The organism is Reyranella sp. (assembly GCF_965249915.1).
GTDB lineage: Bacteria > Pseudomonadota > Alphaproteobacteria > Reyranellales > Reyranellaceae > Reyranella.
Window position 1 is genome coordinate 4,755,994 of record NZ_OZ252257.1, and the last position, 14,671, is coordinate 4,770,664.

The following is a 14,671-nucleotide window of genomic DNA, read 5'->3' on the forward strand; positions in this document are numbered from 1 at the left end:
TCCATGCGCGTGTCAGAAGCCGTCAACTCCCGCCGCTCCATGCGCGTCTTCAAGCCGGATCCCGTGGCCAAGGCCGACCTCGAATGGATCATCGAGAACGCCAACCGCTCGGCGTCGAACGGCAACCTGCAGCCCTGGAAGCTCTATGTGACCATGGGCGCGGCGCGGAAGCGCCTCTCGGCAGCGATCCTGTCGGCAATGGACGCCGGCGATAACGGCCCGGGCGCGGAGTACAATGTCTACCCGCAGGAAATGACGCCGGTCTACGACGCGCGCCGCAAGCTGGTCGGCAAGCAGCTCTACACCCTGCTCGGCGTGCCGCGCGGCGATGCCGCCGGGATGATGAAGCAGTTCCGCAAGAACTACGAGTTCTTCGACGCGCCGGTCGGCATGATCCTCTGCGTCGAGAAGCGCATGGGCAACGGCCAGTGGATCGACTGCGGCATTTTCCTCGACCAGCTCATGCTGCTGGCGCGCGAGAAGGGTCTGCACACCTGCCCGCAGGCCGCCTTCAGCCGCTACCAGCACGTCGTGCGCCGCGAGCTCAACATTCCCGAGGACCAGACCGTGATCTGCGGCCTCGCGATGGGCTATGCCGATCCCGACGTGGTGCCCAACAGCCTGATCACCGATCGCGCGCCGATCCAGGACTTCACGACCTGGTTCAGCGAGTGACGCCCAAAGTCGAATTGCCGAGCCCCGCGGCAGCGGGCTAGAACGCAGGTAATTCAAGGCACAAAGCCGAAGCCGGAGGAAAGCCATGGCCGATGAAGTGATCGCCGTCAGCGCGGACTGGGCCAAGCGCGCCTATGTCGACAAGCCCAAGTACGAGGCGATGTACGAGGCCTCGACCAAGGATGCCGCCCGGTTCTGGGAAGAGCACGGCAAGAGGATCGACTGGATCAAGCCCTACAGCCCGGCGGCCGTGCGCGACGTCGACTACAACGGCGACGTCCGCATCCGCTGGTTCCACGACGGCGTGCTGAACGTCTCGGCCAATTGCATCGACCGTCACCTCGCCAAGCGCGCCGACCAGACCGCCATCATCTGGGAAGGCGACGATCCCTCGAAATCCGAGAAGATCACCTATCGCAAGCTGCACGACGAAGTCTGCCGCATGGCGAATGCGCTGAAGGAGCTCGGCGTCAGGAAGGGCGACCGCGTCACCATCTATCTGCCGATGATCCCCGAGGCGGCCTACGCGATGCTGGCCTGCACGCGCATCGGCGCCATCCATTCAGTCGTATTCGGCGGCTTCTCGCCCGACAGCCTCGCCAACCGCCTGGTCGATTGCGACAGCAACGTCGTCGTCACCGCCGACGAAGGGCTGCGCGCCGGCAAGCACGTGCCGCTCAAGGCCAATTGCGACGAGGCGCTGAAGAAGGCGCCCGGCGTGAAGAAGGTGCTGGTGGTGAAGCATACCGGCGGCAAGGTCGCCTGGGACGCCGGCCGCGACGTCTGGTGGCACGAGATCGCGGCGAAGGTGCCGGCCGAGTGCGCGCCCGAACCGATGGGCGCCGAGGATCCGCTGTTCATCCTCTATACGTCGGGCTCGACCGGCAAGCCGAAGGGCGTGCTGCACACGACCGGCGGCTACATCGTCTATGCGTCGATGACCCACCAGTACGTGTTCGATTATCACGACGGCGACGTCTACTGGTGCACCGCCGACGTGGGCTGGGTCACCGGCCACAGCTACATCCTCTACGGGCCGCTGGCCAACGGCGCCACCACCCTGATGTTCGAGGGCGTGCCCAACTATCCCGATTCCAGCCGCTTCTGGCAGGTGATCGACAAGCACCAGGTGAACATCTTCTACACCGCGCCCACCGCGATCCGCGCGCTGATGCGCGAGGGCGAGGCCCCGGTGAAGAAGACCTCACGCGCGAGCCTGCGCCTGCTGGGTTCGGTCGGCGAGCCGATCAATCCCGAAGCCTGGCTGTGGTACCACCGCGTGGTCGGAGACGACCGCTGCCCGATCGTCGACACCTGGTGGCAGACCGAGACCGGCGGCATCCTGATCACGCCGCTGCCCGGCGCCACGGCGCTGAAGCCCGGCTCGGCGACCTTGCCCTTCTTCGGCGTGCAGCCGGTGATGGTCGATGCCGATGGCAACGAACTGCAAGGCCCCTGCACCGGTAATCTCTGCCTGATCAACTCGTGGCCCGGCCAGATGCGCTCGGTCTATGGCGATCACCAGCGTTTCATCGAGACCTACTTCAAGACCTATCCGGGCAAGTACTTCACCGGCGACGGCGCGCGCCGCGACGAGGACGGCTACTACTGGATCACCGGCCGGGTCGACGACGTGATCAACGTCTCGGGCCATCGCATCGGCACCGCCGAGGTGGAAAGCGCGCTGGTCGCCAATACCAAGGTGGCCGAGGCCGCCGTGGTGGGCTTCCCGCACGACATCAAGGGCCAGGGCATCTACGCCTACGTCACCCTGAAGGCCGGCCAGCAGCCCTCCGACGAGCTGCGCAAGGAACTGGTCGCCTGGGTGCGCAAGGAGATCGGCCCGATCGCCACGCCTGACGTGATCCAGTGGGCGCCCGGCCTGCCCAAGACCCGCTCTGGCAAGATCATGCGCCGTATCCTGCGCAAGATCGCCGAGAACGATTTCAGCAACCTAGGCGACACGTCCACGCTCGCCGACCCGATGGTCGTCGACGATCTCGTGAAGCACCGCGGCAAGTAAGGATCCCGATGGCCAACCCGACGATCACCCAACTCGCCGCGGACCTGGCCGCCGGCCGCACCACATCGCGCCAGCTCACCGAAGAGGCGCTGGCGCGAATCGAAGACCCCAAGGGCGAAGGCAAGCGCGCCTTCATCAAGGTCTGGAAGGACCAGGCACTGGCCGCGGCCGACGCGAGCGACGGCCTGCGCAAGGCGGGCCTCGTGCCCTCAGCCCTGGCCGGCATCCCGGTCTCGATCAAGAACCTCTGCGACGTCGCGGGCGAGACGACTCTTTCGGGCTCGAAGGCGCTCGACGACGCCAAGCCCGCCACGGCGGATGCACCGGTGGTGGCGCGCCTGCGCGCCGCTGGCGCGGTGATCGTCGGCAGCACCAACATGAGCGAGTTCGCCTTCTCGGGCGTCGGCTTCAATCCGCACTACGGCACGCCGGGCAATCCGGCCGACCGCACGCGCGTGCCGGGCGGATCCTCGGCCGGCGCCGCCGTCTCGGTGGCCGACCGCATGGCCGTCGCGGCACTGGGCACCGACACCGGCGGCTCGGTGCGCATTCCCGCCGCGGTCTGCGGCCTGGTGGGCTTCAAGCCGACGGCGCGCCGCGTGCCGATCGACGGCGTCATCCCGCTCTCGACCTCGCTCGATTCGATCGGCCCGCTCGCCAACTCGGTCGAGGACTGCGCCATCGTCGACTCCGTCTTCGCCTCGGAACCAATCTCGGTGCCCGACGCGGCGCCGCTCGCCGGACTGCGCTTCGCCATCCCGAAGCATTTCGTGATGGACGATCTCGATGCGACCGTCGCCAAGCCCTTCGAGCGTGCCTGCAAGGCGCTGGCGGCCAAGGGCGTAAAGATCGAACAGATCGACCTCGCCGAGTTGAACGAACTGCCGGCCATCAACGCCAAGGGCGGCTTCGCCGCGTCCGAGGCCTATGCCTGGCACAAGGAGCTGATCGCGCGGCGCGGCGCGGATTACGACCCGTTCGTCCATCCCCGTATCATGCGCGGCAAGGACATGAGCGCAGCCGATTACATCGAACTGCTGGCGAAGCGCGCCGACCTCTGCCGTCGCGTCTCGGCGATCACCTCGAACTACGACGCGGTGATCATGCCGACCTGCGCCATCGTGGCGCCGACCATCGAGGAAGTGTCGACACCCGAGGGCTTCACGAAGAAGAACCTGCTGCTGCTGCGCAACACCACGGTCGGCAACTTCCTCGACCGCTGCGCCATCAGCCTGCCCTGCCATGCTGCCGGGGAACTGCCCGTCGGCTTCATGCTGATGGGCGAGGCCATGGCCGACAAGCGCGTGCTGGCGATGGCGCAGTCAGTGGCACCGGTCGTCGCGGGTTATTGATACCGCAGCAAAGGTCCTTGGCTTCGCTTCAGGGCGGGGCTACCCCGCCCGCGATGACAACGTTTTCTGCAACGGCGCACTGCGCAAAGCACAACAATATTGTCATCCTGAGCGAAGCGAAGGACCTTTCGCTCTACTGATCTCTCACTGGAACCGGGGATCGTCCGGGCGGCGCATCTTCCAGACGTTTTCGACCGTCGTGTATTCGCTGTAGCCCAGCCGCGCGACCGGCTTCATCGACAGGATGTCGACCCGGCCGTCCTTCAGGATGGCGTCGTCGATGTGGATGCCGACCACCTGGCCCAGCACGATCGAGCCGCGCTTGGCCTCGTGACCCGGCTCTTCCGGCAGCTCGATCGTCTTCCAGTACTTGCACTCGAGGGCGACCGGCGATTCCTTGACCCGCGGCGGCTTCACGAAGCGGCAGGGCTCCGGTGTCAGGCCGGCGAGCTTCATCTCGTCGATGCCGTAGGCCACCATCGCGGTGGTGATGTTCATCTTCTCGCTCATCTCCGCGGTCACCATGTTGACCACGAACTCGCCGGTCTCCTCGGCGTTCATGCGGCTGTGCTTGGTCGGCGTGTCGCCATAGGTGCCGGTGATGGCGAAATAGACCATGGGCGGGAATTCGCCGACGCCGTTGTAGAAGCTGTAGGGCGCGAGATTGACCCGGCCCTGGCCGTCGATGGTGGAGATCCAGCCGATGGGGCGCGGCACGATCAGCGCCTTCAGCGGATCCTGCGGCAGTCCGTGGTCGCGCTTGGCGGCATCGTAGAACATCGTACTTTCCCTCTCGGTCTAACGCACAGGCAGAGAGGTTGTGCGACGAGGCGTCCGGCTTGTCGAGCCGCCGCGTGCAGCCCATGTTCACGCCATGTCACGCACCATGAAGGCGCTGCTCGGCGTCTGGATCGCGGCGCTCGTCGTCGCCGCCGGCTGGATCGGCTGGGATGCCACGCAGGGCGGCAAACCGTCGATCGGCGGGCCGTTCAAGCTCGTCGACCAGGATGGCCGGCCGTTCTCGAGCGATCAGCTCAAGGGCAAGCCGACGCTGATCTATTTCGGCTTCACCTATTGTCCCGACGTCTGCCCGACCTCGTTGCTGCTGATGGAAACGGCAGTCGAGAAGCTGGGACCGGACGCCGCCAAGAAGGTGAACCTCGTCTTCATCACCGTCGACCCCGAGCGCGACACGCCGGAACTGCTGAAAGGCTATGTCCCGAACTTCGGGCCGGGGATCATCGGCCTCACGGGAACGCCGCAGCAGATCGCCGACGTGGCCAAGGCCTATCGCGTCTACTACCAGAAGGTGCCCGGCAAGGAGGGGTCGCCCTACCTCATGGACCACTCCTCGATCGTCTACCTGCTCGACCGCAACGGCCGCTTCGTCACCCACTTCACCCATGACGCCAAGGCCGAGACGATCGCCAATGCCGTGGGGCGCCTTCTCTAAGTCATTGAATTTTCACAATTGTTGCGTCGCAATATGGACGTGACATGGCCGGCGCGGGGCGTACAATCCGCGCCCCATGCTTTATCAAGCCTACGAATTCCAGCGCCAGCTCTCCGTCCCCCTGCGGATGTGGGCCAGCGCCCTCGAGCAGGTCTATTCCAGCCCCTACAATCCGTGGGCTGAGACCTGGTTCGGCAAGTCGATCGCCGCGGGTGCGGAGATCATGACGCGCCTCACCCAGAATTACGGCAAGCCGGCGTTCGGATTGAAGACGACGGTGGTCGGCGACGACACCGTCGCGGTCAACGAAGAGATCCTGCTGCGCAAGCCGTTCTGCCAGCTGCTGCACTTCCATCGCGACACTACCCGTCGCGATCCCAAGGTCCTGGTCGTGGCGCCGATGAGCGGCCACTACGCCACCCTGCTGCGCGGAACGGTCGAGGCGCTGCTGCCCGACCACGACGTTCACATCACCGACTGGATCGACGCGCGCGAAGTGCCGCTCAGCCAGGGCAACTTCGACCTCGACGACTATATCGACTACGTGGCCGAGTTCTGCCGCTATCTCGGCCCGGACGTCCACGTCATCGCCGTCTGCCAGCCGTCGGTGCCGGTGCTGGCCGCCGCCGCGCTGATGGCGGAGGCCAAGGAGCCGCGCCAGCCCAAGTCGCTCACCCTGATGGGCGGCCCGATCGATACCCGCGTGAGCCCGACGGTCCCCAACGACCTCGCCATGCGCAACTCGATGATGTGGTTCCGCCAGAACGTCATCTCGACGGTGCCGCTCAACTATCCGGGCGCGCTGCGCCGCGTCTATCCGGGCTTCCTGCAGCTAACCTCTTTCATCAGCATGAATCTCGACCGCCATGTGAACGCACACATGCGCCAATTCGAGCATCTGGTGAAAGGCGACGACGATCCGGCAGGCGCTCACCGCGCCTTCTACGACGAATATCTCGCCGTGATGGACCTCAGCGCCGAGTTCTATCTCCAGACCATCGAGGTCGTGTTCAAGGAGCACCTGCTGCCGCGCGGCGAGTGGGTGAGCCGCGGCCGCAAGATCGATCCCTCGTTCATCGAGACCGCCCTGATGACGGTGGAAGGCGAGCTGGACGACATTTCGGGCGTCGGCCAGACCAAGGCGGCGCATGCGCTGACACCCAACATTCCCGGCGCACGTCACGTGCACTGGGAACAGCCGCGGGTCGGCCATTACGGCATCTTCAACGGCCGCAAGTGGCGCGAACAGATCATGCCGCGCGTGCGCACCTTCATTCGCGAGAACGACGCCCGTTAAGCCGCGTACGGTCGACCGGAGGCAACCCCGGCAACCCGCCGGGCGTTTGCCGTGCCATGGGCATCGAGCAACAGTGGAATAACGCCGCAAACGTACTGGTGGCCCTGGTCACCACCTATGGACTTCGCATCATCGGCGCCGTCATCATCCTGTGCGCCGGCTGGATGACATCGCGCCTTCTCTACACGGCCGTCGTGCGGCTCTGCCAGAAATCGCCCCGGATCGACCGGACGGTCGCGCTCTTCATCGGCAATGCCGTCCGCTACACCGTTCTTGTCTTCACTTTCGTCGCCGTGCTGACGACGTTCGGCATCGCCACGACGAGCTTCGTCGCCGTCCTCGGCGCGCTCGGTATCGCCATCGGCCTGGCGCTCCAGGGAACGTTGAGCAACCTCGCGGCCGGCATCATGCTGGTGGTGTTCCGGCCCTTCCATATCGGCGACCGCGTCGAGACCGGGGGCGTGACGGGCGTCGCGCGCGAGATCAACCTGTTCTTCACGGAGATCGATGGGGACGACAACACCCGCATCATCATTCCCAACGGCAAGTTGTGGGGAGAGATCCTGAAGGTACCGACGCGCAATGACACCGCACGTCTCGAGTTCCGCGTTCCGCGGCCTGCCAACGAAGACATCGACACCTCGATCTCGCGCCTTCGCGGGACCATCGAGCGGGACGCAAGGGTTCTGAAGGTCTCGGCGATCGGCATCGATACGCTCGAGTCCGACAAGTACACATTGGCTGCACAGGTGTGGACGCAGCGGGAATCGGCCGTACAGCTCAAGTACGACCTCAATCGAGGGATCAAGCAGGAGTTCGACCGCGAGCCGGCGGCTGTGGAGCGCCAAACCGGATAGGGCTAGCATGGTCCCATGACCGACCTGCCCGTCACCGTCTCCGAGTGGAAGCCTGCCCCCTTTGATCTAAAGGGCGAGACGGTGTTCGCCATCGGCGACGTCCATGGCTGCGCGGCGGAACTCGCTGCGCTCCTGAAATCCATTGCCGGACTGGCCGGCGAAGCCCAGGGCAGGCGCCGGCTGATCTATCTGGGCGACATGATCAACCGCGGCCCCGACAGCGCCGGTGTCCTCGAACTGTGGGCCCGCTCCGAGGAGGCGCACGGCGTCGACCATGTCGACCGGCTGATGGGCAATCACGAGATCATGATGATGCTCACGGTCGTGGGCGGACCGCACGCGCACAAGGCCGAGACGATGTGGCTCAGCAAACGCATGGGCGGCCATATTCTCCTCGACGAGATGGCGGCCCGCGCCGGCCGATCGGCGGCCCACGCCGATCAAGCACTGCTCCGCGAGGCGCTCGGCGAGACAGTGGTGCACCGCCTGCAGGGCATGCGCTCGCACGTGCGGCTCGGCAACACGGTGTTCGTCCACGGCGGCCTCGATCCCCATGCCGACGAGGACGAGTTCCTCGCCCGCCCCTGGTTGATCTTCACCGAAGCGCGCTGGGCCTGGATCAACCATGGCTTCCTCGACTGGAAGCAGGGCTTCGGCGGCACGCTGGTGGTGCATGGTCACACGCCCCCCGACAAGCACACGGCGATCAGCGGGATGGAAGATCCGCATCTCTTCGAGGGCGACCGCCTGGGTCTCGACGGCGGCAGTGCGCGCACCGGCATCGTGGCCGGTGCACAGATCCAGGATGGCCGTTATCGAATCCTCAAGGCCGGCACGCCCTTCGAGACTCCCGTCTCTTCCGACGCCGAATGAGCTGAAATAAATCGGCCTGGGCTGTCGGCAAGAGGGCCGTTCCCACGTCCTCCGTCCAACAGGAGCCGAACATCCATGCTCTACGCCATCCTCTGCTACAATTCCGAGGAAGCCATCGGTTCGTGGTCGAAGGAATACCACGACGAGACGATGACGAAGCTCTACGCCGTCAACGACAAGCTCGCCCGGCAGGGGCGTCTGGGCCCGGTTGCCCGTCTCCTGCCGACGACCGCGGCCACCACGCTGCGCAAGGGGCGCGAGGACATGGTGATCGACGGTCCCTTCGCGGAGACCAAGGAGCAGCTGCTCGGCTTCTACGTCATCGACTGCGCCTCGCTGGAGGAGGCTCTCGACACCGCGAAGGAGCTGGCCAGGGCCAATCCGGGCACCGGCAGCTACGAGATCCGGCCGGTCGCCGAGTTCCACCCCAGCCAGCTTCCCGATGAGAAGAAGCCGGCAACATGAACGATCTCGGCTGGATCGATCCGGTTCTGGGCGCGGCCCGCCCCCAGGTGATGGGGGCGCTGCTGCGATATTTCCGGAATCTCGATACCGCCGAGGAAGCCTTCCAGGAAGCCTGCCTGCGCGCGCTGAAGACGTGGCCGCAAAACGGCCCGCCGCGCGATGCCGCCGCCTGGCTGATCCTGGTCGGCCGCAACGCCGCGATGGATCAGGTCCGCCGGCAGGCCAGGCAGACGGAACTGCCGGACGAGGCGGTGCTGTCGGACCTCGACGACGCCGAGACTTCGCTGGCCGATCGGCTCGACGGCGAGCACTACAAGGACGACATCCTCCGGCTGCTGTTCATCTGCTGTCATCCGGATCTGCCCGCGACCCAGCAGATCGCGCTGGCCCTGCGCATCGTCTGCGGCCTGTCGGTGAAGCAGATCGCCCAGGCTTTCCTGGTGAGCGAAGCCGCCATGGAGCAGCGCATCACGCGGGCCAAGGCCCGTATCGGCAATGCCAGCGTCGCCTTCGAGACACCCGGAGCGCCCGAGCGCGCAGAGCGTCTCGCCGCCGTGGCAGCGATGATCTATCTGCTGTTCAACGAAGGATATTCGTCGAGCAACAGCCGCGAGGCCGAGGCCCGCAAGCCGCTGGCCGAAGAGGCGATCTGGCTGGTCCGGCTGCTGTTGCGCCTGTTCCCGACCGAGCCCGAGATCATGGGCCTCACGGCGCTGATGCTGCTGCAGCGCGCGCGGGCCAAGGCCCGCTTCGACGGGGACGGCAACATCGTCCTGCTCGAGGACCAGGATCGCAGCCTGTGGAGCCGGCCACGCATCGCCGAGGGTCTGGCCCTGATCGACAAGGCGATGCGCCACCGGCGGCCCGGTCCCTATCAGGTCCAGGCGGCCATTGCCGCGCTGCATGCCCGGGCGCCCCGCGCCGCGGACACGGACTGGGCACAGATCGACCTGCTCTACGCCAACCTCGAGCGCCTGCAGCCGTCGCCCGTCGTGACGCTCAATCGAGCGGTGGCGGTCTCGAAGGTCCGCGGGCCGGAAGCCGCCCTCGCGATGATCGAACCGCTGGGCGCACGGCTGCAGGGCTATTTCTATTTCCATGGCGTGAAGGGCGCGCTGCTGCAGCAGCTCGAGCGCCCCCAGGAAGCCCGCGAGGCGTTCGGCCGCGCCATCGCGCTCGCCAACACCCCCGCCGAGGCGGCGCACATCCGCCAGCATCTGGACCGGCTGTCCCTCTAGAAAATTCCAGGCGGCAATGTCGGACTCCGGATCGGCCGTTCGTCCTGTGGACATGACATCAGCCAAGGAGACCGTCATGACTCCCGTCGCTCAGCCGCCCGTCCTCGGTGGCCCCTGCCCCTATCTTTCCGTCAGCAATGCCGCCCAGGCGGCGGACTTCTACGCCAAGGCGCTCGGCGCCACCGAAGTCATGCGGATGCCGCCCGACGACAAGGGCCGCTACATGCACATCCATCTGGTGATCAACGGCGGGTCGCTTATGCTGGCCGATGCCTTCCCCGAGCACGGCGCGCCTCTGGAGAAGCCCGCGGCCTTCATCCTGCATCTCCAGGTGGATGACGTGGATGCCGCTTTCGACAAGGCCGTGAAGGCCGGCGGCAAGGTCGTGCTGCCCGTCCAGGACATGTTCTGGGGCGACCGCTACGGCCAGTTCCGCGATCCCTTCGGCGTCCTGTGGTCGATGGGCATGTCCCCGAAGAAGAGCTGAACGAGCATGGTCTCGACCCAAGCCCTGTGGGCGGGCCGCCTCCTCAGTGGCCTGGCCATCCTGTTCCTGCTCTTCGACGGGTTGATCAAACTGCCGCCCCTCGAGATCGTCACCGCCACGATGAAGGAGCTCGGCTATCCCACGACCGATTCCTTTGCCCGCTTCCTGGGCATCGTTACGCTCGCCTGCACGGCGCTTTACGCCTGGCCGCGGACGGCACTGCTGGGCGCGATCCTGCTGACCGGGCTGTTCGGCGGCGCCATCGCAACCCACCTGCGGATCGGAAGCCCGCTGTTCAGCCACACACTCTTCGGTCTCTATCTCGGTATCCTGGTCTGGGGCGGCCTCTGGCTGCGCGACGAGCGTGTGCGACGGGTGATCCCGTTCCTCTTCCGATGACTCAGCCGAGAAGGTTCTGAATCTGTTCGGCGAGTTGCTGCTGCTGATAGGGCTTGCTGAGGCGCGGCAGGGCGAACTTGGGACGTGTCGGCAGGTCGGCATAGCCGGTGGCGAGCAGGATCGGAAGGTCGGGGCGCAGCGCGCGGGCTTGCTCGGCCAGTTCGAGACCGGTCATGCCCGGCATCGCGTAGTCCGTGATCATGAGGTCGATGGGGCCGCCGGAGCGCAGGACTTCGAGGGCCTCCGGCCCCGACGAGGCCTTCACGACCGTGTGCCCGAGATCCTCGAGGAGCGATGTCGTGCTGAGGCCAATGAGAAAATCGTCGTCGACGAAAAGCAGCGTCGCCCGGCGCTTCTCGTCTGACTCTTCGGCAGGAGGTTCGGGAGCGGCGACATGCGCGGCCCCGCGGGCGACGGGCAGCCAGAGCTCCGCCCGCGTGCCCTGGCCGGGCGTACTGAACAGGCGGAGAGCGCCTTTGAGCTGTTGGGCCAGGCCGTGGATCATCGACAGGCCAAGCCCCGTCCCCTTGCCCACGTCTTTGGTGGAGAAGAACGGCTCGATGGCCTTGCGGAGCGTCTCGCTGTCCATGCCCGCCCCGGTATCGGATACGGTGAGCCGCACATAACGGCCCGCCGCGAGATCGCTCGCGGCATCGGTCTCCGCGAGATCGAGCGCCAAGGTCAGGGTGCCGCCTTCCGGCATCGCGTCCCGGCTGTTGACCGCAAGGTTGAGCAGCGCGAGCTCCACCTGGTTGGCATCGACATGGGCCGGTGGAATCCCGGCCGGCAGATCCTGAATCATCGTGACCGAGGGACCGAGCGAGCGATGCAGCAGGTCGTCCATTCCTCGCACCAGTTCGCCGAGGTCGACCGGCCGGGCATCCAGCGCCTGATGACGCGCGAAGGCCAACAGTCGCTGCGTCAAGGCTGCGCCCCGCTGCGCGCCCTGCATCGCACCGTCGATCAGCCGTTCGCTGGACGGGTTCGCCGGCACGCGTTTGCGCAGCAGTTCGAGATTGCCGATCACCGCCGTCAGCAGGTTGTTGAAATCGTGCGCAACACCGCCGGTAAGCTGGCCGATCGACTCCAGCTTCTGCATCTGGCGGAGTTGCGCCTCGGTCCGCTCGCGCTCGGCGATCTCGGCGAGAAGTTCGTCATGTGCGCTCCGCAGCTGCGCCGTCCGCTCCTCGACACGCTTCTCGAGTTGTTCGTTCATGTCCTGAAGCGCCATCTCCGCCGATTTGCGCGCGGTGATGTCGGAGGCGAGGCCGACGAAACGTCGCGGCGATCCCGTCCCATCGCGGACCAGGCGCGCGCGAACTTCGAGCCAAAGGAGAGCGCCGTCAGGTCGTCCGAAGCGAAGATCGGTGGCAAAATCTTCACCGGTCGCAACGCTGCGGCCCAGCGCCTGAATCACCTGGGTCCGGTCGTCCGGCGCAATGCCCTGCAGCAGCTCGTCGAGCCCGATCTCCTGTAGGCCGCTGAGGCCGAGGATCGATCTTCCCTCGTCCGACACCGTAAGCCGCGACGTGGCGAAGTCGAACTCCCAGGCAGTCAACCGACCTGCGTGTAGTGCGGTGCGCAGCCGCTCGTCGCTCTCTCGCAGGTGGGCGAGCAGCCGACGCGTTTCGTGCTGTCGCCGCCGGCCCTTGACGGCGGCCCGTGCGACACTGACGAGAGTCGTGGGGTGGAAGGGGCGCTCGATGAAGGACACGTTGCCCAGCGTCTCCAGCCAGCGTGAGGCGATCGGATTGCGCTCCGGCCCGCCGCCATGGTCGGTCACTAGAAGGAACGGCAGGTCGGACCAGGGCGGCTGGTTGGCGAGCCAGGCGCCGAGAGGCTTGAGGTCTGCGCCCCGGATCGCTTCCTCCGTGATCAGGAGGAAGGCGATATTGTCGTCCAGGAAATCGACCACGGCCGCCAGTCTCGGGCAGACAATGCACGAAACGCCCGTCGGCTCGATCAGGGAAGATGCCACCGCGGCATCGCGCCCCCTGGGAGCCAGCACCAACGCGCGGAGAGGCCGCTCGGGGGAAACCGTCATTCGTCACGCGCCGGACGAGCAGGCGCGCGATCCCCGGGATAAAAGGGCGTGCCACGCAGAACACCCTGGAATTCCGCCAGCGGTTCGCCGATATGCAGCCCGCCATCGATCCAGAACTCGCGGATCGTGTCCTCGTGCCTGCCGCCGCGTTTCTTGATGACAGAGAGCGCGCGACGCACCGACCCTTCGGCCTCGAAGAAACGCAGGAGGATCACGGCGTCGGCCAGGTAGGTCACGTCGACCGGCGACTTCATCTCGCCGACCAGTCCATGCTGGGCCACCGTGAGGAAGGTCGAGACGCCGGAGCGGTTCAGATACTGGACGAGTTCGTGCATGTGCAGGATGAGGGCGTTCTCCTGCGGCATCGACGCCTGGTAGCCGTTGAGGCTGTCGATCACGACCGTCTTCATGGCCGGATCGTCCGCGGCCTGGCGGACCAAGTGGGCAAATTCGCCGGGCGACAGCTCGGCAGCGTCGAGCTGCGTGATCTGCAGACGCCCCGTTGCCTGCATCGCCGCGAAATCGAAGCCGAGGGGCCTGGCGCGCTCGATGAGGAGCCCAAGCTCCTCGTCGAAGATGAACATGGCTGCCTTGTCGCCCTTGCGAACAGCTTCCGCCACGAACTGCCACGCGAGCGTCGACTTGCCCGAGCCCGCCGGTCCAAGCAGCAACGTGCTGGTTCCCTGCTCGATGCCGCCTCCCAGCAGACCGTCGAACGCCGCCAGACCGGTGGCGATGAGCCCGCGGGCGAAGCTACGCCGGTATTCCGCAGCGACCAGTCGCGGAAAGACTCGGGCGCCACCCGCACGAATGACGAAGTCGTGGTAGCCGCCGCGAAAACCCTGCGCCCGGTACTTCACCACGCGCAGGCGGCGTCGCTCGCCACCATAGTCCGGAGTCATCTCCTCCAATCGGACGACGCCGTGCGCAACGCTGTGTACCGTCTTGTCGAGAATGTCGGTCGTCAAGTCGTCGAGCATGAGAACGGTGGCGCCATGGCGCGCGAAATAGTGCTTCATGGCCAGGATCTGACGCCGGTAGCGCAACGAGCTTTGCGCGAGCAGGCGGATTTCCGAGAGCGAATCCAGGACGATGCGCTGGGCCTTGCTGCGTTCGACCGCTTCGAAGATCAGCTTGATGGTTTCGCCGAGTTCGAGGTCCGACGAATAGAGCAGGCTCTGCTGCTGGTCGGCATCGAGCAGGCTCTCCGGCGGCACGACTTCGAAGATCTCGATGTTGTCGTCGATCTTCCAGTCATGCGCCTCGGCCGTGGCGCGCAGCTCGGCTGCGGTCTCGGACAAGGTGATGTAGAGGCCTCGCTGCCCGGCTTCGGCGCCTTCGAGAAGGAAGCGCATTGCCATGGTGGTCTTGCCGGTGCCGGGGCTTCCCTCCAGCAGAAAGACCCGACCGACCGCGAGGCCACCCAGAAGAACGTCGTCGAGCCCCGGCACACCCGTCCGATCCTTCGACTTGCTCGTCCTGGCCGCCATCTGTTTCTCCGCCTTTGC

Annotated in this window: 14 protein-coding genes; 11 read left to right on the plus strand and 3 right to left on the minus strand. The window is 66.0% G+C overall.

The annotated features are described in order from the left end of the window. The first annotated feature begins 3 nt into the window (after positions 1–3). The 3 genes from ACP15H_RS23445 to ACP15H_RS23455 all read left to right on the plus strand — a co-directional run bounded on the left by ACP15H_RS23445 (position 4) and on the right by ACP15H_RS23455 (position 4,050). Positions 4–675 (plus strand): nitroreductase, encoded by a 672-nt coding sequence (locus tag ACP15H_RS23445; protein ID WP_425068543.1) that lies wholly within the window; start codon positions 4–6, stop codon positions 673–675. A gap of 85 nt (positions 676–760) precedes the next feature. Next, positions 761–2,698 carry an acetate--CoA ligase gene (gene acs, locus ACP15H_RS23450; protein ID WP_425068544.1) on the plus strand — a complete coding sequence of 646 codons (1,938 nt, stop codon included), beginning with the start codon at positions 761–763 and terminating at the stop codon, positions 2,696–2,698. An 8-nt stretch (positions 2,699–2,706) separates the two neighbouring features. Beyond that, positions 2,707–4,050 (plus strand): amidase, encoded by a 1,344-nt coding sequence (locus ACP15H_RS23455; RefSeq protein ID WP_425068545.1) that lies wholly within the window; start codon positions 2,707–2,709, stop codon positions 4,048–4,050. Positions 4,051–4,194: 144 nt separating this feature from the next. Here the strand turns inward: ACP15H_RS23455 and ACP15H_RS23460 are convergent, their stop codons facing one another. Continuing rightward, complete coding sequence (locus ACP15H_RS23460; protein ID WP_425068546.1) at positions 4,195–4,830, minus strand: flavin reductase family protein; 636 nt, start codon at positions 4,828–4,830, stop codon at positions 4,195–4,197. Between the two features lie 94 nt (positions 4,831–4,924). Here ACP15H_RS23460 and ACP15H_RS23465 point away from each other — a divergent pair, with 94 nt between their 5' ends. The 8 genes from ACP15H_RS23465 (at position 4,925) to ACP15H_RS23500 (ending at position 11,119) form a co-directional block, all read left to right on the plus strand. After that, positions 4,925–5,503 carry an SCO family protein gene (locus ACP15H_RS23465; RefSeq protein ID WP_425068547.1) on the plus strand — a complete coding sequence of 193 codons (579 nt, stop codon included), beginning with the start codon at positions 4,925–4,927 and terminating at the stop codon, positions 5,501–5,503. A 76-nt stretch (positions 5,504–5,579) separates the two neighbouring features. After that, on the plus strand, positions 5,580–6,800 hold the full coding sequence (locus tag ACP15H_RS23470) for a polyhydroxyalkanoate depolymerase (RefSeq protein ID WP_425068548.1): 1,221 nt from the start codon (positions 5,580–5,582) through the stop codon (positions 6,798–6,800). A gap of 56 nt (positions 6,801–6,856) precedes the next feature. Next, a complete protein-coding gene (locus tag ACP15H_RS23475) occupies positions 6,857–7,657 on the plus strand; it encodes a mechanosensitive ion channel family protein (RefSeq protein WP_425068549.1) in 801 nt (266 codons plus the stop codon). Positions 7,658–7,672: 15 nt separating this feature from the next. Next, complete coding sequence (locus ACP15H_RS23480; protein ID WP_425068550.1) at positions 7,673–8,530, plus strand: metallophosphoesterase; 858 nt, start codon at positions 7,673–7,675, stop codon at positions 8,528–8,530. Positions 8,531–8,605: 75 nt separating this feature from the next. Further along, positions 8,606–8,995, plus strand: a complete 390-nt coding sequence (locus ACP15H_RS23485) for a YciI family protein (RefSeq protein ID WP_425068551.1) — start codon at positions 8,606–8,608, stop codon at positions 8,993–8,995. After that, a complete protein-coding gene (locus ACP15H_RS23490; protein ID WP_425068552.1) occupies positions 8,992–10,233 on the plus strand; it encodes an RNA polymerase sigma factor in 1,242 nt (413 codons plus the stop codon). The genes ACP15H_RS23485 and ACP15H_RS23490 overlap by 4 nt, the downstream gene beginning before the upstream one ends. Positions 10,234–10,309: 76 nt before the next feature. Then, positions 10,310–10,720: a VOC family protein gene (locus ACP15H_RS23495; RefSeq protein WP_425068553.1), complete on the plus strand. Its 411-nt coding sequence runs from the start codon at positions 10,310–10,312 to the stop codon at positions 10,718–10,720. Positions 10,721–10,726: 6 nt separating this feature from the next. Beyond that, entirely contained in the window at positions 10,727–11,119 is a 393-nt protein-coding gene (locus ACP15H_RS23500) for a DoxX family protein (protein ID WP_425068554.1), read from the plus strand. A 1-nt stretch (position 11,120) separates the two neighbouring features. Here ACP15H_RS23500 and ACP15H_RS23505 read toward each other — a convergent pair whose 3' ends face one another. Beyond that, positions 11,121–12,833: an ATP-binding protein gene (locus ACP15H_RS23505; protein ID WP_425068555.1), complete on the minus strand. Its 1,713-nt coding sequence runs from the start codon at positions 12,831–12,833 to the stop codon at positions 11,121–11,123. Positions 12,834–13,159: 326 nt separating this feature from the next. After that, the gene (locus tag ACP15H_RS23510; RefSeq protein WP_425068556.1) at positions 13,160–14,653 is read right to left on the minus strand and encodes an ATPase domain-containing protein; all 1,494 of its coding nucleotides are present in this window, start codon (positions 14,651–14,653) and stop codon (positions 13,160–13,162) included. Positions 14,654–14,671: the final 18 nt, after the last annotated feature.